The sequence below is a fragment of the Aliidiomarina celeris genome, assembly GCF_003316875.1.
In the GTDB taxonomy this organism is placed as follows: domain Bacteria; phylum Pseudomonadota; class Gammaproteobacteria; order Enterobacterales; family Alteromonadaceae; genus Aliidiomarina; species Aliidiomarina celeris.
On the sequence record NZ_QMIL01000001.1, the window covers coordinates 452,816 to 473,369 of the forward strand.

The 20,554-nt window shown below is 48.8% G+C and carries 25 protein-coding genes; 12 read left to right on the top strand and 13 right to left on the bottom strand.

Annotation, left to right across the window (positions count from 1 at the left end):
- Window positions 1-2: 2 nt before the first annotated feature.
- A complete protein-coding gene (locus DQW12_RS02080; RefSeq protein WP_113906083.1) occupies window positions 3-815 on the top strand; it encodes a TlpA disulfide reductase family protein in 813 nt (270 codons plus the stop codon).
- On the opposite strand, the gene DQW12_RS02085 is transcribed toward DQW12_RS02080, so the two are convergent.
- The 4 genes from DQW12_RS02085 to DQW12_RS02100 form a co-directional block, all read right to left on the bottom strand.
- Window positions 796-1,965: a vWA domain-containing protein gene (locus tag DQW12_RS02085; protein WP_113906085.1), complete on the bottom strand. Its 1,170-nt coding sequence runs from the start codon at window positions 1,963-1,965 to the stop codon at window positions 796-798. The two genes, DQW12_RS02080 and DQW12_RS02085, sit on opposite strands and share 20 nt — an antisense overlap.
- Window positions 1,965-2,828: an AAA family ATPase gene (locus DQW12_RS02090; protein ID WP_113906087.1), complete on the bottom strand. Its 864-nt coding sequence runs from the start codon at window positions 2,826-2,828 to the stop codon at window positions 1,965-1,967. The genes DQW12_RS02085 and DQW12_RS02090 overlap by 1 nt, the downstream gene beginning before the upstream one ends.
- Window positions 2,829-2,878: 50 nt before the next feature.
- Complete coding sequence (locus DQW12_RS02095) at window positions 2,879-3,082, bottom strand: DUF3185 family protein (RefSeq protein WP_113906089.1); 204 nt, start codon at window positions 3,080-3,082, stop codon at window positions 2,879-2,881.
- A 167-nt stretch (window positions 3,083-3,249) separates the two neighbouring features.
- Window positions 3,250-5,166, bottom strand: a complete 1,917-nt coding sequence (locus tag DQW12_RS02100; protein ID WP_113906091.1) for a PAS domain-containing protein — start codon at window positions 5,164-5,166, stop codon at window positions 3,250-3,252.
- Window positions 5,167-5,290: 124 nt separating this feature from the next.
- Between DQW12_RS02100 and DQW12_RS02105 the strand changes: the two genes are divergently transcribed.
- Entirely contained in the window at window positions 5,291-5,686 is a 396-nt protein-coding gene (locus DQW12_RS02105) for an SEL1-like repeat protein (RefSeq protein WP_113906092.1), read from the top strand.
- On the opposite strand, the gene DQW12_RS02110 is transcribed toward DQW12_RS02105, so the two are convergent.
- Both DQW12_RS02110 and DQW12_RS02115 read right to left on the bottom strand, forming a co-directional pair.
- Window positions 5,662-6,726 carry an alpha/beta hydrolase gene (locus DQW12_RS02110; RefSeq protein WP_113906094.1) on the bottom strand — a complete coding sequence of 355 codons (1,065 nt, stop codon included), beginning with the start codon at window positions 6,724-6,726 and terminating at the stop codon, window positions 5,662-5,664. The two genes, DQW12_RS02105 and DQW12_RS02110, sit on opposite strands and share 25 nt — an antisense overlap.
- 24 nt (window positions 6,727-6,750) lie before the next feature.
- Complete coding sequence (locus tag DQW12_RS02115; RefSeq protein WP_113906096.1) at window positions 6,751-7,092, bottom strand: DUF3392 family protein; 342 nt, start codon at window positions 7,090-7,092, stop codon at window positions 6,751-6,753.
- Between the two features lie 176 nt (window positions 7,093-7,268).
- Between DQW12_RS02115 and xthA the strand changes: the two genes are divergently transcribed.
- A complete protein-coding gene (gene xthA, locus DQW12_RS02120) occupies window positions 7,269-8,078 on the top strand; it encodes an exodeoxyribonuclease III (protein WP_113906098.1) in 810 nt (269 codons plus the stop codon).
- Window positions 8,079-8,143: 65 nt separating this feature from the next.
- Here the strand turns inward: xthA and yfbV are convergent, their stop codons facing one another.
- Complete coding sequence (yfbV, locus tag DQW12_RS02125) at window positions 8,144-8,569, bottom strand: terminus macrodomain insulation protein YfbV (protein ID WP_113906099.1); 426 nt, start codon at window positions 8,567-8,569, stop codon at window positions 8,144-8,146.
- A 295-nt stretch (window positions 8,570-8,864) separates the two neighbouring features.
- Here yfbV and DQW12_RS02130 point away from each other — a divergent pair, with 295 nt between their 5' ends.
- Genes DQW12_RS02130 through DQW12_RS02150 form a run of 5 tightly spaced genes read left to right on the top strand, consistent with a single transcriptional unit; the run spans window position 8,865 to window position 11,695 of the window.
- Window positions 8,865-9,341 carry a hypothetical protein gene (locus DQW12_RS02130; RefSeq protein ID WP_113906101.1) on the top strand — a complete coding sequence of 159 codons (477 nt, stop codon included), beginning with the start codon at window positions 8,865-8,867 and terminating at the stop codon, window positions 9,339-9,341.
- A gap of 18 nt (window positions 9,342-9,359) precedes the next feature.
- Window positions 9,360-9,701 (top strand): arsenate reductase, encoded by a 342-nt coding sequence (locus DQW12_RS02135; RefSeq protein ID WP_113906103.1) that lies wholly within the window; start codon window positions 9,360-9,362, stop codon window positions 9,699-9,701.
- The gene (dapE, locus tag DQW12_RS02140; protein ID WP_113906105.1) at window positions 9,701-10,840 is read left to right on the top strand and encodes a succinyl-diaminopimelate desuccinylase; all 1,140 of its coding nucleotides are present in this window, start codon (window positions 9,701-9,703) and stop codon (window positions 10,838-10,840) included. The genes DQW12_RS02135 and dapE overlap by 1 nt, the downstream gene beginning before the upstream one ends.
- The gene (locus tag DQW12_RS02145; RefSeq protein ID WP_113906106.1) at window positions 10,828-11,520 is read left to right on the top strand and encodes a M15 family metallopeptidase; all 693 of its coding nucleotides are present in this window, start codon (window positions 10,828-10,830) and stop codon (window positions 11,518-11,520) included. The genes dapE and DQW12_RS02145 overlap by 13 nt, the downstream gene beginning before the upstream one ends.
- 4 nt (window positions 11,521-11,524) lie before the next feature.
- The gene (locus DQW12_RS02150; protein ID WP_113906108.1) at window positions 11,525-11,695 is read left to right on the top strand and encodes a DUF2897 family protein; all 171 of its coding nucleotides are present in this window, start codon (window positions 11,525-11,527) and stop codon (window positions 11,693-11,695) included.
- Here DQW12_RS02150 and purC read toward each other — a convergent pair.
- From purC to dapA, 3 genes are read right to left on the bottom strand one after another with little or no spacing between them, the layout of a single operon-like run.
- The gene (gene purC, locus DQW12_RS02155; protein WP_113906109.1) at window positions 11,692-12,411 is read right to left on the bottom strand and encodes a phosphoribosylaminoimidazolesuccinocarboxamide synthase; all 720 of its coding nucleotides are present in this window, start codon (window positions 12,409-12,411) and stop codon (window positions 11,692-11,694) included. The two genes, DQW12_RS02150 and purC, sit on opposite strands and share 4 nt — an antisense overlap.
- A gap of 11 nt (window positions 12,412-12,422) precedes the next feature.
- Window positions 12,423-13,529 (bottom strand): NlpB/DapX family lipoprotein, encoded by a 1,107-nt coding sequence (gene bamC, locus DQW12_RS02160; protein WP_113906111.1) that lies wholly within the window; start codon window positions 13,527-13,529, stop codon window positions 12,423-12,425.
- 11 nt (window positions 13,530-13,540) lie between these two features.
- Window positions 13,541-14,431: a 4-hydroxy-tetrahydrodipicolinate synthase gene (gene dapA, locus DQW12_RS02165; protein WP_113906113.1), complete on the bottom strand. Its 891-nt coding sequence runs from the start codon at window positions 14,429-14,431 to the stop codon at window positions 13,541-13,543.
- Between the two features lie 138 nt (window positions 14,432-14,569).
- Here dapA and bcp point away from each other — a divergent pair, with 138 nt between their 5' ends.
- Complete coding sequence (gene bcp, locus DQW12_RS02170; protein ID WP_113906115.1) at window positions 14,570-15,031, top strand: thioredoxin-dependent thiol peroxidase; 462 nt, start codon at window positions 14,570-14,572, stop codon at window positions 15,029-15,031.
- Window positions 15,032-15,115: 84 nt separating this feature from the next.
- Here bcp and DQW12_RS02175 read toward each other — a convergent pair whose 3' ends face one another.
- A complete protein-coding gene (locus DQW12_RS02175; protein WP_113906117.1) occupies window positions 15,116-16,195 on the bottom strand; it encodes an AI-2E family transporter in 1,080 nt (359 codons plus the stop codon).
- Between the two features lie 196 nt (window positions 16,196-16,391).
- On the opposite strand from DQW12_RS02175, the gene bepA reads away from it, so the two are divergent.
- The 3 genes from bepA to DQW12_RS02190 all read left to right on the top strand — a co-directional run bounded on the left by bepA (window position 16,392) and on the right by DQW12_RS02190 (window position 18,710).
- Window positions 16,392-17,861: a beta-barrel assembly-enhancing protease gene (gene bepA / locus DQW12_RS02180; RefSeq protein WP_502243684.1), complete on the top strand. Its 1,470-nt coding sequence runs from the start codon at window positions 16,392-16,394 to the stop codon at window positions 17,859-17,861.
- Window positions 17,862-17,942: 81 nt separating this feature from the next.
- Window positions 17,943-18,293 carry an arsenate reductase (glutaredoxin) gene (gene arsC, locus DQW12_RS02185; protein ID WP_113906121.1) on the top strand — a complete coding sequence of 117 codons (351 nt, stop codon included), beginning with the start codon at window positions 17,943-17,945 and terminating at the stop codon, window positions 18,291-18,293.
- The gene (locus DQW12_RS02190; protein WP_113906123.1) at window positions 18,294-18,710 is read left to right on the top strand and encodes a DUF2069 domain-containing protein; all 417 of its coding nucleotides are present in this window, start codon (window positions 18,294-18,296) and stop codon (window positions 18,708-18,710) included.
- Window positions 18,711-18,719: 9 nt separating this feature from the next.
- Here DQW12_RS02190 and hda read toward each other — a convergent pair whose 3' ends face one another.
- Window positions 18,720-19,433, bottom strand: coding sequence for a DnaA regulatory inactivator Hda (hda, locus tag DQW12_RS02195; protein ID WP_113906125.1), 714 nt, complete (start codon window positions 19,431-19,433; stop codon window positions 18,720-18,722).
- Window positions 19,421-20,491: a DUF2066 domain-containing protein gene (locus DQW12_RS02200; protein WP_198683881.1), complete on the bottom strand. Its 1,071-nt coding sequence runs from the start codon at window positions 20,489-20,491 to the stop codon at window positions 19,421-19,423. The genes hda and DQW12_RS02200 overlap by 13 nt, the downstream gene beginning before the upstream one ends.
- Between the last annotated feature and the right edge of the window lie 63 nt (window positions 20,492-20,554).

Consider the following 20,554-nt stretch of genomic DNA (forward strand, 5'->3'; position numbering starts at 1 on the left):
TTATGTCGATTAATGTTGGTTCCTTTGGTTTTTCCATTACTCATATCATCTTTTTTGCCGCCTGTGCCGTTGCCCTACTCCTTGCTAGCCTATTGGGCAGAAAGCGTAAGTTACCCATTGCCGACGCTGTTTTTCGCGTACTCGCGGTAACGCTCATCGTCGCCCGCTTTAGTTTTGTTATTCGCTATTACGACCTCTACTTAGCTTCACCTTGGCAAATACTCAACGTGCGCGACGGCGGCTTTGATTTATGGGTCGGTATTGCCGCCGGTACGTTCATGCTCATTTGGGAAGTTTTGCGTCGGCGACCGCTGTTTATCCCTTTGGCAATCGCCAGCTTCGCGGGGCTCTTTGTTTATGTGGGGCTAGACTACTACCAGCAACAGCGCGGCACTGAACCCCGCTTACCTATGGTGCAAGTACAAGCGTTAACGGGTGAAACCATGCAACTGGCCGAGGCCTTTCAGGGCCAAGGCCTGATCGTCAATATGTGGGCGACTTGGTGCCCTCCTTGTGTGCGGGAAATGCCTTTACTACAGGAGGCTGAGGCGCGTTGGCAAGACATAACGGTAGTCACTGTAAACCAAGGCGAAAACGCGGCTGCGGTGACCCAATTTTTTGCCGAACAGAACATACAGCTTACGCATGTCTTGCTAGACCCAAGCAGCGCTCTGTCAACAGCAGTGGAAAGTTATGTGCTCCCCACTACTTTGTTCTTTGACCACCAAGGGCGGTTAGTCGACAGCCATGTGGGTGAATTTAGTTCCGCAAGACTTTACCAAGGTGTGGAACGTATTAGAGCAGCGCGCGAATAGCCTGCTGTATACCATTTAACGTGAGAGGAAACATACGTTGGTCAACCAACTCTGCCATTAACTGAATGGATGGATAGTAACGCCAACGTTCTTGCGGTTGCGGATTGAGCCATACATGCTGGGGAAAGTGGCCGGTTAAACGCTGCATCCACACCGCTCCGGCTTCCTCATTCCAATGCTCTACGCTACCACCTGGATAGGCAATTTCGTATGGGCCCATGGTGGCGTCGCCAACAAAAATAAGTTTATAGTTTTCGCCAAACCGTTGTATCAGTTCTTGGGTTGGAATGGTTTCTTGAAAGCGTCGCTTGTTATTCTTCCATACCCCTTCGTACACACAGTTGTGAAAATAATAGAACTCTAAGTGTTTGAACTCCGCCCGTGCCGCATTAAATAAGGCTTCACACTCGGCAATATAATCGTCCATGGAGCCCCCCACGTCGAACAATATCAGCACGTTCACCGCATTGTGTCGCTCCGCTTGCCACTTTAAGTCTAACAGCCCAGCCTTTTTAGAAGTGGCTTCAATTGTTGAGGCTAAGTCCAGTTCATTAAGCGCGCCGGTGCGGGCAAATTTTCTGAGCGCACGCAGCGCCAACTTAATGCTGCGATTATTTAAGTTTTCGTCGCCGTCGAGGTCGCGAAATTCGCGCTTGTCCCAAACTTTTACTGCTCGCCGTGCATTTGAGCCGTCTTGGCCAATACGAATACCCTCGGGGTGGTAACCGTAGGCTCCAAACGGAGAGCTACCGCCAGTACCAATCCATTTGCTGCCGCCCGCGTGACGTTCTTGCTGCTCCTTTAAACGCTCTTTGAACTTATCTATTAAAGCCTGTAAATCGCCTTCCCCTTGCAACCGGGCCTTGTCTTCGTCACTCAATTCCCGCTGTAACGATCGGCGCAGCCACTCGTCTGGAATAGCATTGGCTAAATCAATTTCAGCTACGCCCTCAAAATACGCGGCAAAAGCGCGATCAAAGCGGTCATAGTCACGCTCATCTTTCACCAAGGTCGTGCGTGCCAGTAAATAAAATGCATCCGTGTCGGCAAACACAACATGTTGCTCCAGCGCTGCAATTAAGTCGAAAAGTTCGGTTAAAGAAGCGTTCACACCGAACTTACGCAGCGTAAAAAAGAATTGAATAAACATTAGCGCCCCTGACGACGCGCCATAAAGGCAAGCTTTTCCACTAGTTCTACGTCTTGCTCATTCTTAAGTAGCGCTCCGAACATCGGCATTAACCCGCTTTTACTGCTCTGCATCGATTCCACTGACACCTCTTCCGCCAGCAGTAGCCTTAACCAATCTAACAACTCAGAGGTGGAGGGCTTTTTCTTTAAGCCCGGCAACTCTCGGGTTGCGAAAAATACCTCCAGTGCCTCAGCTAACAACCGTTGTTGAATGTCGGGAAAATAAACCTGCACAATAGCCCGCAACGTTTCTTCATTTGGAAAGCGAATGTAATGAAAAAAACAGCGCCGTAAAAATGCATCAGGTAAGGCCTTTTCATTATTAGAGGTAATCAACACAATGGGCCGTTGTTTAGCTTTTATATGTTCGCCAGTTTCGTAAACATGAAACTCCATTTGATCGAGTTCATGCAATAAATCGTTGGGAAACTCAATGTCGGCTTTGTCAATTTCATCAATTAACAAAATGGGCCGCTTTTCGGCATGAAATGCTTGCCACAACTTACCCGGCCGAATGTAATTGGCAATGTCGTGTACTTTGTTACTGCCAAGTTGGCTGTCGCGTAGTCGAGACACCGCGTCATATTCATAGAGGCCTTGCTGTGCTTTTGTGGTGGACTTAATATGCCAGCGTATAAGGTCTGTATCGAGGGCCTCGGCAAGTGCTTCTGCTAACCTCGTTTTACCGGTACCGGGCTCACCTTTGAGCAATAAGGGCTTTTCCAAGGTAATTGCAGCATTTACTGCCAATTCAAGCTCACTTGAAACAATGTAGTCGGCGGTACCGTTGAAGCGTTCTGTAGTTGAAGAGGAGAGAGTCATGGCGTTTCCTACTGCAAAAAAGAAAACACCATGATAACTGAATTAAGGTTTTACTTTCTACCAGCGAAGAACAATCCTCCCGCACCGATAATAACCGCCACAACGCCCGCAATAATAAACCAAATAGCGTTGTCCGTTGGTTGATTAGTAATCGCTTCGCTTACTTGCGAACCAACCGATTGTTTCTCTTGATACCCAAAATAAAGCAGAATTACACCTGCGGCGAGTAGCGCTAACGATATAATTTTATTCATAGTAAGTCCTTCTTATGGGGTTAAACTACCCTTTCAGTGTAGTTTCGCTTTCAGTAATATCAAGTCAGCCAGTTTAAATTCTGCGATTAATTAGGGAGGTAAACTCGACTTCGTGAGCGTCATAAAGCAAGAGAGTTTCGGTGCATGGGTCTGAAAGACAGCGATGACTAACCCAAGTGCTCAGTAATCACGTCGCGAATATCTGAAAATAAAAAAGGCTTGCTTAAACAGCGTGTCATACCTGCCTGCTGAGCCTGCTCTTCAATTTCAGCTACCGCTTGCGCAGTTAAACCGATTATTACGGGGGGGGGATCAAGCGCAGCATGGATAGCCTCGGTTGTTTCAAAACCCGACAAACCGCTCATTCGAAGGTCCATAAAGACAATATCGGCATGGTGTTTAGACAAAAAGCTTAAAGCCTCTTCACCGCTCGAAACACTGACAAAATTGAGCCCCAGCCGCTCTAGCATTTGGCCGAGCACCAACTGATTCACATCACTGTCGTCCACTACAAGCGCAATACGGTTCCTCATAAAATCGATCTTGTCGTTGTTGTCCGTCTGTGTCGAAATTTTGTGCGTAGGCATGGCCGCTACCGACGGCAAGAACACAGTAAAGACACTCCCTTGTGCCACCCCAGACTCCACCTCAATGCGCCCCTGCATTGCTTCAATCAGGCTCTTCACAATACTCAGCCCAACCCCACTTCCAGTTTGCCGGCTTGCGCTCTCGTCCGGTTCTTGGACAAACATTTCCCACACTCGCTCAATATCACGAATGCCTCGCCCGGAATCTTCAACCCGAATCACAAGTTCGGAGTCGACTGAGGGGGCGCTCCATCCTAGATAAACTCTCACATAGCCCTGTTCAGTATATTTTATGGCGTTATCCACCAAGTTAATTAATACCTGCAGCACGCGCGCTCGATCAAACATTGCTCTTTCGGGCGTACCAGGCAGAATGTCGCAAACGAAAAGCAGTGCTTTCTGGTTCGCCCGCTCGGTAAATAGGTCGCGAACATGCTGCGCAATGCCAGCGATTTCATACACGTTAAGGTTGATCGGAGCCTGTTCATGTTCGTTACGCGTCATATCTAACACATCGCTCATGGCACGAATTAAATCGTCGCCACTTTGTAAGATTGTTTGGAGCATGCGTTGATGTTCTGGATTTTTGACTTCCCGCGCCAAAACAGAGGCTAATCCGATAATACCGTGTAACGGAGTTCTCACCTCGTGCGACACGCTGGCTAAAATTCGATTGCGCACTTCCGCATTACGCTGTGCCGCAAGTTCAGCTTCCTTATGCAGAGTAATGTCGGTGAGAATACCGCTCAGCCGGGTCACTTCCCCTTTTTCATTGCAACTTACCGCTTGCCCGCGATCGAGCACATACAATGAGCGATTGTTTGCATCTTGTATACGGTAAACCGCTTCATAAAACTCGGTTTTCTGCTCAATATGATGAACAAGTGCGCGCATGCGAATGGCGCGATCATTTGGGTGTACCCACCTGTCCCACTGCGCTTCACTAATGAGCTCTTGCGCTTCAGAGTCGCCAACCAGTGCTAGCCAATGTTCATTCACTCGTACCTGTTTGTGCTCTCGATCCCAACTCCAGCTTGCTAATCGCGCGCCATCGATAACCTGATTTAAATAGCGGCGTTCCGACTGTAAGCGCAGCTCGAGCCGCTTGCGCGAGCTAATGTCCAGTACATAGCCCAGTAGGTATAAAACCTGATCATTATGATCGCGAATTACCACTGTAGTGTCACTCACCCAAACAATGTCGCCGTCTGCGCGGACCATTCGATAATCTTGGTGGGTGAAGCTTTTTACCTTGGGATCGGCCAGTGCTGCGTTAATTTCTTCGCTTACCCGATTACGATCCGCTTCATACACTTTGTCGAGAAAGCAAATTCGGCGCTCGCTAAAGTCGCTTTCGCTGTAGCCGAGCATGGTTTGTGCGTTAGCAGTTGAGTAAACAATTGGCCAACCCGTGGTATTTTCCCAAGCAAACAGACTAATTTGATCGCTCGCCGCAAACAGCGTTTCAAACTCGCGCTCTATTAAGGAATGATTCATGGTGCCCCTCACGGCTTTTTCACTGGGTGGTGCCTTCTATCTCACCATACTATAGAGTATCCTTAGTCAGTTCAGTACCTTATTGTAGCAATGTTGTGTGTATCTCAAGCATCACGAATAGGACATGACTGTGAAATCATGGAGTACCGCTCAGCGTGAGCGGCTTGCTAATGCCCATTTTGTGCAGGCAAGTCGCGACGCAAAAGCCGCAAACCTTTTGAGTGCTGCGCGTCATTTCCGGCGCGCAGCATTACTTGGGCATGCCCGCTCCATGTACTACCTTGGCGTTCAGTTTCTGCAAGGAAAAGGGGTGCCGAAAAGTGCGTATCATGCGTTTTGCTGGCTAACACTCGCGCAAATATTTGGCGACCAACAAGCGGCTACAGCATTGCAACGCGCAAGCCAAGCGCTAACCAGCCGCGAGGAACTTTTAGCCTCGCGGCTGGCAGCAGACCGCTTCGAGCAAATTTGCGATCTTGAGCTTGGCGACGCCTTTCAAGACCAAAGTTTTACCCGCTGAGCAATCGCTCCTGTTTTGACCCAATCGGCAAGCTGCTCTGCCATTTCGTAACCCGCGTCAACAGCAGTTTGCCAATAGGCTTGGCGAGTTTGTACGTCGAGATTGGCAAAATCGGTGCGGTCCGGAATTTTAGCAAAGGGTAAACGGTCGATAAACGCTTGGCTGGGCACAATATTCACTACATTAGGCCAGTTTAACCCCGTAGTTCTCCGTTTTAATTTTTTATCAAACCAACCCGGTATAACCTCACGCTGAAAGTGCGGGTATAACACCAAACCTTGTTGCTCAGAAAGGTCGAGGTCAAAATGATAGTCGGTTACACCACCGTCACGATAAATACCCTGCGGGGCGCCGACAATGTTGCGCACACCGCGCAACACCATAGGAATAGAACCGGTAGCTAACAGCGCCTGGCGGAAGTTTTGCTGGGTCAGCTCCACATGCCGAGTGGGTAGATCGTTCCATGCTTTACCCACTGGAGGCTGGCTTGCAGGATGATAAAACACCACCCGCTCAAAATGCCGCCCCAACCATTTGCGCTTGAGCGTATTTGCTGAGGCTGCTGCGAGTAGCCCAGCGCCTTGCACGAAGGGCTTCTCGGAAGCTGAAAGCCCTTTGCTACGCACGACAATCATATGGTGACGAAACACCTGTTGCGACAAAATTTGCTCGACCGCTTGATCAGGCACATATTCCGTTAGCAAGGCTTCTGCTTTGTCCGAAATTTCATTCACGTCTGGCTTGTCGCTATACACAGTAGCACGATAAAGCTCACAAAAAAGGCGACTCGCCGCCTCGGCGTCGGGTCGACCAAAACTAGCGAAACGCCAACCTCCGGCGGAGGTACCGAGTAAATTGAGCGGCGCTTGACGGTTGTGGAAAAAATCTTTGAGTAAGTAGTTATCGATGCCCTGCAAAACAAACCATTTTGGCCCGCCCGAAGCGCCCATAAGCATAGACACCTGGTCGGCCTGCAAACCATGCTTTTGAATGTGTGCAAATGCCTTTGCTCCGGCTCGAACTTCTATCCAATCAGTCATTTAACTACCCTTTTCACAGTGTTCTTATATAACGCGCCGGCGCTCTGCCAATAGGCCTAAGCCAATAACGATAGCAATCACTACTATACCACTATAGGCACTGGGAATACGCCGCAGTAAGTCGGCAAGTAGTGGCGTAACAAAGCTAATTAAAATGCCATAGCCAAATGTACACACCACAATAAAAATCAGTGTTCGAACGGCAAAGTTAAAATGGGCAATATTTCGTTTCACCAAGCGATTAAATTCATTTCCGTAGAGCACCAACAAAGTCGCAACAACCATCATAGCTACCTGAGCTAAATAGGGTCTTACGTAAGTGCTCAATTGCACACTGAGCTTAAGAAAAATATCTTCGAGTATCATGGCTATAGCAGCTTCTTGCGAGAGAAGAAATTTCACCCGCTGACGTTAGAAAGCGGCCAGTATACGCAAATTTAGACACTTTTCCAGCCGCGCATTTTTACTTTGAGGGTGATACTATAACCCTACCTTTTCACAGCATACGTTCACAGTAGGCGTTCAAAGTAGACGAAAACACCATGAAATTCATTAGCTTTAATATTAACGGCATTCGTGCGCGGTTAGCGCAACTTGAAGCGGTGATTCAATCGCACCAACCCGACGTTATTGGTTTACAAGAAACAAAAGTTCATAACGAACAATTTCCCGTGGCAGACGTTGAAGCCATGGGCTATCACGTTTATTTTCATGGCCAAAAGGGTCACTACGGTGTGGCTTTACTTACCAAGAAGCCTGCAGAGAACGTAACTTATGGTTTTCCAAGCGACGAACCCGAAGCACAACGCCGCATGATCATGGCCACGGTAACCAGCGACAGCGGCGAACAGATTCGTGTTTTAAATGGCTATTTTCCACAAGGCGAAAGTCGCGACCATCCATTAAAATTCCCGGCAAAAGAGAAGTTCTATAGCGACTTAATGGACTACTTACAAACCCATGAAGACAAAAATAAACCGGTCATTGTAATGGGCGACATTAACATTTCCACCACCGACGCCGACATTGGTATTGGCGAAGTTAACCGTAAGCGTTGGTTAAAAACGGGTAAGTGCAGCTTCCTACCTGAGGAACGGGAATGGATTCAAACACTGCACGCATGGGGCTTAGAAGACACTTGGCGTAATTTAAACCCTGAAACCAATGACCAATTTAGCTGGTTTGACTATCGTTCCCGTGGTTTTGACGACAACCGTGGCCTGCGAATCGACGTGATACTGGCAACGCCAATGTTGGCAGCGCGCTGTATTGACGCTGGTATTGATTATGACGCTCGCGGACTCGAAAAACCCTCAGACCATGCGCCTATTTGGAGTACCTTCGAGTTATAACGTACGTTGAGCAGCGGTACTTTTCGTTGCAATGCGAAGCAAGGCATTGCAACACCGCTGCGCCATCAATAGTCGTGAGGTGGTAACACCGCCAAGGCTTTATTCAACACCCGCGCTAAATCAACATAACAAGGCCCAGGCCGATGGCCCGGCAACCGTATGTCTTCACCACTCTGGTTTAACTTTGTTTTCAGCTCATTGAACCACGACGCCAAAGGCGGCGGTAACACCGTGTAGGCGCGTTTCCCTAGCCAATAATAACCTTGCAGCGGAAGCACCAGAATGAACAAAGACGTAGCAAGAATTTGTGGGAGAAATTCAACACCGAGGTACTGCCACTGCACCCCGGCATTCGCTAGCGCCGCTACGGGCAACCAACGTATGCCAAGCTTAACCATAGGGATAACCCGCGACTCAGGTAAATTACCCACCACGGCGTGTTTCGGCCATAGCCTGAGATAAGACCTACCCCGCGCTAAAATTTTCCACATTCCTCGCACCACCCTTTTCTATTGCATTTTTGCTCGCGAAGTGAAGCGAGCAGTATAGCTTATTGTTCGTTAATTCACCGAGAAAAGATCATTTAAGCAGCAGCCGTTCAATTACCGAACAGAATAACTAATTCTTTATAAAACATGATTTTATGGCGTTTGGACCAGTTAATGCACAAAGTTATCCACAGAATTTGGGAATAAAAACACAAACACTTTGAAATAATAAGACATTCACCAGTACGCATGGCAAAATGGCGGTGTTTATTTGATTGCAAAGCAATGGGTTGTCTTTATGGAGCAACGAACTACAACACCTGAACGATGGTTTAAACGATTCCAAATTCCCTCGCCCGTTACCGGTAAATGCCTGCCTTTAAGTGAGGTCGACAACGCTGCCTTGCAACTTGGCGCTTGGGGGGAAGGCGTTGTACTTGCGCCCGGTAATCAAAAAATAATGGCCTTGCCCGGGTGGGACGTGAGCCACGTAAGTGAAGACCGCCGCGACTGGTCCTTAGTTGGTCATGTTCAAGGATTGGTGTTACAGCTTCACTTACGGATATGGCCGAACTCCCCTACACTTCCCATCGCCTACAGTAACGCGCAACCTGAACAACTATTTACACTTTCTCCCAACGTATTTCAGGGTGCCGGCTCGTGCTTAATTAGCATGACATTTCCACGTTATCCGAAACTGAGTTGGCAACCTTATTATGGTAAAGTGTCTGCATTAAATCATTTTCCTATTACCCTTTATGCGGGTGCCGAATAATTCTACGAGGACAATTCAATGACCACGCTTTTTGGTATAAAAAATTGCGACACCGTGAAAAAAGCACGGAAATGGCTAACCGAACACAAAATAGAACATGAGTTTGTCGACTTACGCGAAAGCCCCATAGCAGCCGTTACCCTTGAACACTGGCTGTCTGAGGTTGGCAAAGATAAACTATTGAACACGCGCAGCACCACGTGGCGCAACCTGCCAGAAGACGACAAAGGCGATTTAACCCTTCCCCGCACCGTGCATTTGTTACAGGCGCATCCAACCTTGATCAAACGCCCCGTTTTAGTGCACAACAACAGTATTCACGTGGGTTTTAAAGACGCCGAGTATCAGGAAATTTTTTAATGCATAACCACCCTACTGTAGCTCTTGCTCGTCAACTTATTGCGCGCCCTTCGGTCACGCCAAGCGACGCGGGTTGTCAAACCTTAATGGCTGAACGGCTCGAGGCACTCGGTTTTACCCTCGAAACCATGGTATTTGAAGATACGACAAACTTGTGGGCGCGGCGAGGAAGCGAAGGGCCGGTATTTTGTTTCGCCGGGCACACCGACGTAGTACCTGCCGGACCTGCAGAGCGTTGGCACACACCGCCTTTCGAACCCACCGACATTGACGGCGTGCTTTATGGGCGCGGCGCCGCGGACATGAAAGGTAGCCTTGCTGCTATGGTGGTGGCTATTGAACGCTTCGTCGCCGAACATCCGAACCACCAAGGCAGTATAGCGCTGCTGATCACCAGCGACGAAGAAGGCCCGTTCATTAACGGTACAACCCGCGTTATCGACACCCTCGAGGCGCGCAATGAAAAAATAACATGGTGTATTGTCGGCGAGCCCTCGAGTACCGAATACTGCGGTGATGTGATCAAGTACGGTCGCCGTGGAAGCCTCAGTGGAGCCCTCACAGTGCACGGTATTCAAGGTCATGTTGCCTATCCGCACTTAGCAAAGAATCCAGTGCATGCGGTGGCGCCTGCTTTATCTGCATTAGCCAATGAAATTTGGGACCAAGGTAACCACGCTTTTCCACCTACTACCTTTCAAATTTCTGATATTCATGCCGGTACGGGTGCGGGCAACGTTATTCCGGGCGAAGCCTATGTGAATTTCAATTTACGCTTTAGCACGGAAACAACAGCTGAGCAGCTCATGGAGCGTATTACCGGCTTATTAAATAGCCATGGTCTCGACTACGACTTAACATGGAAAATCAACGGCCAGCCCTTCTTAACCGACCAAGGCACATTATTAAATGCAGCTGTCGTAGCCGTTGAAAGTGTAACGGGGAAAACACCTACGCTCTCCACTGCCGGCGGCACCTCAGACGGGCGCTTTATCGCTCCAACAGGCGCACAAGTTATTGAATTAGGTCCCGTAAATGCAACCATCCATAAAGTGAACGAATGCGTGAGGCATCGCGATCTTGTCGATCTTACGGACATGTACGAAAAGGTGCTTGAGCAACTGTTATGTCAACCTTAAGCCCTCGTAATGTGCAAATCTACGGCGTGAACGTGAACACCGAGCACGCCGATTGGACACGCGTTAATGACCTGCACTATTTACGCAGCGACTGTGCGAAAGCCTACCTGCGTATGCAGGAAGCAGCCGCGGTTGAGGGCGTCCACATGGACTGTGCCAGCGGCTTTCGTGATTTTGCCAAACAACACGCTATTTGGGAGCGAAAGTTTCATCAGGATCCACGTTACATGGCACTTCCTGAAGCGCAGCGCGTGCACGCTATTTTGCAGTGGTCGGCATTACCCGGCACCAGCCGCCACCATTGGGGGTCAGACTTAGATATCTATGATCATCATGCTGTAGAGCGACATGCCTTAAAACTTGAGCCATGGGAATACGAGCAGCAGGGTCCGTGTAATGTTCTGTATTGTTGGCTCAAAGCGAATGCGCACAACTTTGGTTTTTTTCAACCCTATGACCGCGACCGAGGTGGCGTAGCACCCGAACCTTGGCACTGGAGCTATGCGCCGCTTGCTAACGCTTACCTTGCTCAATTTAATAGCAGTGAACTTGCGCTTGTTTTAGCTCAAGCCAATATTTCGGGGCAGGCGGTGCTGCTTGCGCAACTCGACCAGTACGTGAATCAGTACGTTTACAATGTAAACCAATACAACCCTTTATTAACTCAATCAAAAGGATAAGTACATGCCAACATGGGGTGTGGTGATAATTATAACCTTAGTGCTCGGTATTATTTGGTCCAATATTATATTGGTGAAAAAAACTGCCAATATGAAAATGCCTGATCTGCTGAAAAAACAAGAGGCCTTAACAAAGGCCTCTGAAGAACAAAACAAGAACAAGGAACAAAACTAACGCGGCGGTAACTCGAGCCCCAGCCGCTGCGCCACTTCTTCGTAGGCTTCAACAACGCCACCTAAACCTTGACGAAACCGATCTTTATCGAGTTTTGTTAGGGTTTCTTTGTCCCACAAACGGCAGCCGTCAGGGCTAAATTCGTCGCCCAGTACCACTTGGCCTTTGAAAACGCCAAACTCGAGCTTGTAATCCACCAAGATCATCCCAGCATCGTCAAACATTGCTTTCAAAACGTCATTTACCGCGAACGTCAGTCGTTTCATTTCTGCTAATTGTTCGGCGTTCGCCCAACCAAAAGCAATGGCATGGCTTTCATTCACCATAGGGTCATGCAGCGCGTCATTTTTTAAAAACAACTCAAAGGTGGGCGGAGTAAGTTCTGCACCCTCTGCTACCCCTAAACGACGCACAAGAGAGCCCGCTGCACGATTACGAACAACACACTCAACAGGAATCATATCGAGCTTTTTCACCAAGCATTCAGTGTCAGACAGCAGTTTTTCCATTTGCGTGGGAATTCCTGCCTCAGCTAACCGCTCCATAATGAAATGGTTAAATCGGTTGTTCACCATACCCTTGCGCGCAAGTTGCTCAATCCGCTCACCATCAAAGGCTGAAGTGTCGTCGCGAAACTCCAAAATAAGATAGTCTGGATTTTCTGTGGTGTGGACAGTCTTTGCTTTGCCGCGATAAAGTTCAGTCTGCTTTTCCATAATACTCTCTATTAACGATCTTGCTGAACGCTAAATGCGTCAGACACTAAAGGGAACCACGCTGCAAGCGTTTCAGCACTCACCGCTTCACCGTCGATTTGTGGCACGATATACACAACACCATCAATTTCGTCGACGCTGAACGTCATTTCTGTTCCGTCTTGCACACCCAGCGGTGTACTTTCTCGACTTCTCCAGAACGCTAAACGGCGCAACCAACCACGGTCACCAAAGGGCTCGTAGCTTACATAATACATACCTTCAGACTGATTTAAGTCGTCGACACGAAAGTTAAGCTCGGAAAATACACCCGGCATCAACACCCAAGCCGTCGCAAAATCAGTGCTTAGTGTATAAGCCGCTTGCCCAGCGCGCGTGGTTCCGAGTTCAACGTCCATGGTGGCACGCGCAAATACGGCGCGATCGCTACGGTACGCGCGCGCAATTGCAGAGCTTACATCGTTTAACAGGCGCGCTTCATAGCTGCGCGCAAAATTCATTGGCAGCGGCTGCAATTCGCCGTCTAAATAAAACTGCGGCTCAATAACCCGCGCCTCTAGCACACCGCTTCGACCGTGCCGCGCTAAGGTAAACTCAAGCTCAACCTGTAATTCGGCTTCGGCAATGATGTCCTCGCCCGTTAGACGGTTACGCCAACCTGGCCGGCTCGTACGGTACAGCTCAGTGCGAAAACGTTCGGAGCTCAATAAACCGCGCTCTTCGTTACGGGTGTAATCCATCTCAAAAGCGTCAAAAACACTAATCATTTGCCGCCACACGCCCGCTTTTAAGTCTTCCATGCCTTCCACAATATCAAAGTAAACGCGCGATTCACGCAAGCCTTCTTCAATACGGCTACCTGGAGCCGCGGCAATCACTTGCTGTGGAGGACGAATCGACACTTGTGCGCCAAGAGCTACTTCTGGTTGTGCAGGAATTTCAGGAACCGCAAAGCGATTGTTCGCATCTTCAACTTGCAGTGAACCACTGCGCGCTACCGGCGTGGCAACCTGCGCGTTAACATAATCGAATTCGCCTTCAGCAACGTCTCGAGTGTTCGAACATGCGCTTGCCATTAACGCTGCCGTCAGCACCGTAAAAACTACCTTAAATTTCATTACTACTCCGTTTAATCCGCTTCTGCCTGAAGTAGGCCAGTTGCCTGTAATGCCTGTTCGATAACTTTCTGGCTCTCAAGTTCCGGAGACGTTAACGGTAAACGGAAAACTTCACCGAGCCACCCTAACCTCGCCATCGCCCATTTTACTGGGATCGGATTCGCTTCAATAAAAAGTACGTCGTGTAGCACGCGCATCGGCGCATCGGCAGCTTCAGCTCCTGCGCGATCGCCACGAGTGGCAGCGTCTACCAGTTGCTTCATTTGTTTTGGAACCAAATTTGCAGTCACACTGATAACTCCGTGGCCGCCAGCAAGCAAAAACTCGCATGCGGTCGGGTCGTCACCACTTAATTGAATAAAGTCGCGGCCACAAAGTTCTTGAATACGCTGAACGCGGCTAATGTCACCCGTTGCTTCCTTAATACCAACAATACGCGGCAATTCCGCAAGCTTGGCCACCAATTCAGGTTGCAAGTCACAACAAGTGCGGCCCGGTACGTTATAGAGAAGCTGAGGGAGGTCAGACGCTTCGGTAACCGCGCGGTAGTGCGCAAGTAGCCCTGCAGCACTGGGTTTATTATAATACGGCGTAACGTTTAAAAATCCGTCAATACCCAGCCCACTCATGCGCTCTGTGAGCTGCACGGCTTCCGCCGTTGCATTCGAGCCATTGCCGGCAACCACCTTAATTCGACCCGCAGCAATTTCAACCGTAGCGCGAACCACATCAACATGTTCGTCGTGGCTGAGGGTGGTTGATTCGCCCGTTGTTCCCACGGAAACAATCGCATCGGTGCCTTGTTGAATATGAAACTCAACCAAATCGGCAAGAATTGCGTAATCCACATTGCCCTGTGGCGTAAACGGCGTAACTAAGGCCACCATACTGCCAGTTAACATAAATTCTCCCTCCCAAAATGAGCGCCCAATATTACGTTGCTATGCTAGTAATGACAAGGTGCCAAGGCTGGTGAATCGGTACTGCTTATGTTAATAATTTGCACCGTTCGCTTTTATTCATTCTAAAAAGGTAAGCTTATGAACACTCTGAAGGTAGGCGACAAAGCCCCCGCATTTACACTTCCCGATCAAAACGGTAATCCCGTAGCCCTCAATACGCTACTCGAAAAACACCGCGTGTTGGTGTACTTCTACCCAAAAGCCATGACACCAGGCTGTACTGTTCAGGCGCAGAACCTGCGCGATCAGAAAGAAGCATTAGCCGAGAAGAATACGATTGCGGTAGGGATTAGCCCCGACGCACCCAAGCGGCTCGCAAAATTCACTGAGCGCGACGCGCTAAATTTCATTTTGTTGGGCGACGAAGATCACGCCGTCGCTGAAGCATTTGGCGTTTGGGGACTGAAAAAATTTATGGGTAAGGAATACGACGGCATTCACCGTATTAGCTTCTTAGTGGAACAAGACGGCACCATTAGCCAAGTTTTCGATAAATTCAAAACCAAAGAGCATCACCAAGTGGTGCTCGACGCGTTGTAAGCTAGGAAGTATCAGCGAAACAGTGCACCAAGTGGCCTGCTAGGCGCTTGGTGCACACTTGCTTCTTATGAGCAAACCACTCTACTAAGTTTGCTGTTGTTCTTCGGTGTGCTCATGTTGGTGCGATGAGAACGCTGTGAGTACAGCTTTTACTAAACTTGCTAACGGAATGGCAAAGAATACTCCCCAGAAGCCCCATATAGCACCAAAAATAAGTACCGAGGCAATAATATAAACTGGGTGTAAGCTTACGGCTTCGGAGAATAAGAGCGGTACCAGCACGTTACCGTCCAGCGCTTGAATAATTAAATAGGCAACAATTAACCACGCCAAGGTAGGCGAAATACCGAATTGAAACAACCCCACCAACGCGACCGGAATGGTTACTACCGCAGCTCCTATATAAGGCACCAACACCGAAAACCCGACCAAAGTAGCTAAGAGAGCAGCGTACTGCAACTCAAAGAAACTAAACACGACGAAAGTTACAACGCCTACAATAATAATCTCCAATGATTTACCACGAATGTAGTTCATTATCTGAAAATTCATTTCGTGGCCCACTTGCGTAATCAGGCGGCGTTGCTCTGGCAGCACACGCGAGAAATGGCTCAGTAAGGTGTCTTTGTCTTTCAGCATAAAAAACACCAGTAGCGGCACAATAATAAGGTAAATAAGCAATGCGGCTACAATAAAAATGGTATTCAGTGAGCGATCCAGTAATCCCTGACCGATGCCCAGTAAACGGTCGTTAATTTGCTGGGTAAATTGCTCTATTTGGTAGTCTTCAATAAACGAAGGTGCATATTCTTGCGCACTTTCCATCAGGTCTTGCCACCCTTCCGCGATCAGCGGAAGTTCTTGCAACAGCGTTTGGCTTTGCTGCCACACCACAGGCACTAAAAACACCACCAGCAGCACGCCAACTGTCATAAACAAACTAAACACAATTAAGGTAGCGGCCAAACGGTTTAACCCTACAACCATAAGCTTACTCACCGGCCATTCCAATAAATAGGCTAAGGCAATCGCCACTAACACAGGGGCCAATATTTCACCAAAAAAGGCAATAACACTGAACCCAATCACTAACAACAGCGTTAACGTAACTGTATTAGGATCGGCAAAGCGTTTTTGAAACCAACTCTTTAAGTAGTCCAACATGAATCGAACACTCCTGTTTACTCAGAAAGCCTGAGTAAGGCTGTGACAAACTTTGGCCGAATGATACCATCAAATAACTTTCACTATGGAACCTCAATGCTACAACTATGGTCTGACAAGTTGTTAATAAACGAATAAGGAAAGGAAATTGCGTTTATTTAGTCGTTCATTTGGTAAAAGAGCGCGAGGCAACACGTTGCGGCAGCGTGTCACTGCGCTCTCAGCGGCTTGTGCGTTTGCCTGCGCAAGCTCCTCCGCGCTAGCAGTCCAGCATAGCCACGACATTCCTGCTATTGGGGTAGCGGGAGGTGCGACCATGTCGATTGATCGAGAAAAAATTCTTGGCGACTTTTACATGCGCGAAATTCGCAATTTTGCGCCCCTTGCCGACGATCCTGTACTGCGTGAATATTTAAACGACCTCGGCAACAAGTTAGTCATGCACACCGACAACGTTCGCTACCCATTTACCTTTTTTTGGGTGTATGACGACTCTCTCAATGCTTTTGCTTTTCTTGGTGGATATATTGGCGTGCACACCGGCTTAGTTTTAGAGGCGCAAGACGAGTCTGAACTTGCTGCGGTTTTAAGCCACGAAATCGCACATGTTACACAACGCCATACCGCTCGTAATATGGAACGACTTGAGCAAGCGTCAACGCTCACCTTAGCGCAAATGATTGGTAGTATTGCTTTAACCATGGTCAATCCGGCAGCGGGTTTTGCGTCTCTTAACGCCACTGTGGCCGGCTTGTACCAGCGGCAAATTAACTACACTCGCCAGTTCGAACTCGAAGCCGACCGTATTGGCATGACGTCACTTTACCGCGCTGGTTTTGACCCTGAAGGAGCACCCCGCTTTTTCGGTCGTTTAGCCAGTCGTTACCGTTACAGCTCGACACCACCGCAAATGTTACTCACTCACCCGTTACCTGAAAGTAGAATTGCCGACACGCAAAACCGAGCGCGACAACTCGGCGCGGTGCAACTCGCGCCCAGCCTTGATTTTGAACTGGCCAAAATGAGAATTCGAGTGCGCTTTTCTCGCCGCGGCGCGCAAGATTTACTACAAGATTTACAGTCGGAACGCCGAAGTTTGCGCCATCCGCATCAAATTGCGGCCAACAACTATGGCATGGCATTGGCTCATTTTCGGCTTGAGAACTACGAACAAGCCGCAGACTACATTCAGCCTTTGCGCGACAGTGACCGGCTTAACTTATTTTATTTAGACACACTTACCGACACGTGGCTGCAATTAGGGCGAAACCAAGAAATCGTCGATATTCTCACGCGTGAATTTATTCGTCGCCCCAACAATCAGGTGGTCACCTTAAACCTCGCTTATGCAGCCAATGCAGCGAGTCAATATGACCTCAGCCGGCGCGTGCTGAACAACTACCTTATCTATAATAAAACCGATTTAGTAGCATGGCAGCTGCTGTACGAAGCGCACCAAGGTGCTGGCAAAACCACTGAGCTACACGAAGCACTGGCAGAAATGCATACCTTACGCGGTCGTTTCCAAAGCGCTGTGGAGGAGTTGCATACAGCAATTAGCAAAACCACAGAAGAACAAGAATCGACACGACAACGCCTCACAGCTCGAATAGAGCAAGTACGTACACTTGAGGCTGAGCGCAATCGTGTGTCGACTAGGAACTAGAAAGGGTAATTCCTTTACACCGGAGTGAATTTCATTAACATACGCGGCTAAATGAGCGCCCTTACAACGCGAGACTATGCCATGACTGAAGTAACCATTTATCACAACCCACGCTGTTCAAAAAGCCGAGAAACCCTCGCCCTGATTGAAGCGAAAGGACTTAAGCCAAGGGTTGTCGAGTACTTGAAAACGCCACCAAGCGCCGATACGTTAAGCACTATTCTGACCTATTTAAACAAGCCTGCTACGGAATTGTTGAGAAGCAAAGAGCAAGAATTCAAAGAATTAAACTTAAAGAATTTTAGCGGTTCTGAGCGCGAGCTCATTGAGCTTATGGTTACGCACCCTAAATTAATAGAGCGACCCATTGTAGTGGTGGGTAATCAAGCCCGCATTGGTCGGCCACCTGAAGCTGTTTTGGAAATTATTTAAATGAAATCATTGTTTAAGGCACTCCCCACTGATTCTCAGTTTTATCGGCGCTTAACCTTGGTTTGTTATCCTGCTCTACTGCTCTACGTGATTGTATTAAAAACCCTATTATCACCCAGTGAGTTTTTACCTGTCGGTATGGCATTGGTCATGTTCGTTACCCCATTACTTTTTCCGCTTAAAGGTATTTTACAGGGCAACCCATACACCCACGCGTGGGCGAATTTTATTCTTATGATTTACTTCCTGCACGGGTTTACCACGCTCTACACGCATTGGCACCAATGGTACTTTGCCGCCATTGAAATAGTACTAACCACTGGCGCGTTTATTGGTGCAACCTACTATGCTCGCTATCGCGGTCGCGAGCTCGGTTTAAGTTTGAAAAAACAAATGGGAAATGCTGGAGGCCGCTGAAAGCCGGGATTATAGCCCGAGAATCTGCTTCACGAAGGGTACAGTTAGGCGTCTTTGCTCACGCATGGACGCCGCGTCGAGCTGTTCAAGTGTACCCATTAAACTTGGCATGGTACGTGGTAAACGACTTAACATGTAATCAGCAACTTCGCCACTGAGTACCAGCCCACGCGACTGTGCGTGCTGGCGTAACGCAAGCTGCTTGTCATTGTCTTGCAACGGATGAATCACGAACGCAGTGGCGGCTTGTAATCGAGAGCGCAAATCCGCGAGCTGCATTGGCAATTGATGCGCACTTTCGCTTGCACTCCACACTAAATGGCCACTGCGCTTGTCGATAAAGCGATTAATCAGTGCAAAAAGTGCCAAATTCCATTCTTTTGAGTGCGCTGCCTCATGAATGTCGTCGAGCGCAAGTACATGACAATTCTCGAGCCCCTCAAGCAACTGGGGGTGGCCTTGCAACACGGCGTCTCGCATGGGCACATACATAGACACCAAGCCTTCGGTATTCGCTTGCTCGGTAACCGCACACAGTAAGTGGGTTTTACCGACACCTTTGCCACCATAGACGGCCGTATGTGCGAAACCGGCTTCACCTCTTGGCGTGGCTAAATACTCAACTGCCGCGGCGTTGCTGCCCGCAACAAAGTAAGAAAACTGTGCAGAACTCGGAAGTTGAACCGGTAAGGTGAGTTGCTTGGTTTGTTTCAGCGCAACCATCGATACTCCAGAATGTCTGTTTCACGCATACTCCAAGGGTCTTGAATACGCTGTAGCCTACGCTCTAATTCAAGTGCTTGCGCAACACGTTCGGCACCTCCGGCAACATAAAGCGAAAACTCAGAAGTTCCCTGATGATAACGCACCATGGTTACTTTCAATACCGGGCCAAGATCTTGCAGCAGTTGTTCAACCGCTACAACCTTTTGCAAGCTGTCGACATTGAGAATCCGAATGTCGACGTATTGATTAGCGCTCTGCGCAAAACTAACCGCATACTCGCGCGCCACCTGCTCAGTTATTTGGTTAGCTAGCGCCACTGCAAGCTCACTCTCTGTGGGTGCACTCACCTCACCCGAGCTTCGAAACTCGCCAATCACCACGGTCCACTCTGCACGGCTTGGCATTGGGCTTGCTTCAACGGCCATGCTTTCGGTTTGCAGCATACCCTCTTCAACTAATGGAGTAGCTGTTACGCTTGGTATTAACCGCACCATTACCGCACCATTTGCAGGGTAGCGACGATTAGCTTCAAGCACAGGCGCCTCGAATCGCCCCCATACGTCATTCGCACTTAATACCATACGGTCTGTTAAGTCGAGCAATGGCGTGTTGAGCACTAAACCACGCTTCGTACCCTGCTCACTCAATGCGGCAACAAACTCTGGATCGGTATCTTGCCCTACAAATTCCAAGCCGGAATTTGTGGCCTGAGCAATCCACACCATAAGTTCTGGCCGGCGCGCACTCCAAATCGATGCCTGCGCTTGTTGCAATAACCCTAAGGTGCGCTCTTCATTAAAGCTCACTTGCAAGTAACGCTGCCCCTGCTCGCTGCGATAAGAAAATTGAATGACATAGTCATTAGCGTTTCGTAAGGCGCCAGCTACACCTTCACGTTCTAGCGTTTCAGTATGGCCAGAAAGGCGAACGAGAACTTCCGCAAAACCCGCTCGTGTTGCCCTGTCTCGTTCACTGCGTGCTTGTGACTCTACTGGCACGTTAGCCTGCAGTAAACGCGCCATTGCGCTCTCGCGCTCTGAGTTTTCTTGCGCCAAACTTGGCAGCGATGCAAGGCAAAAAGCAAGCGCAAAAAAACATGCGTGCAACCATACACGCAA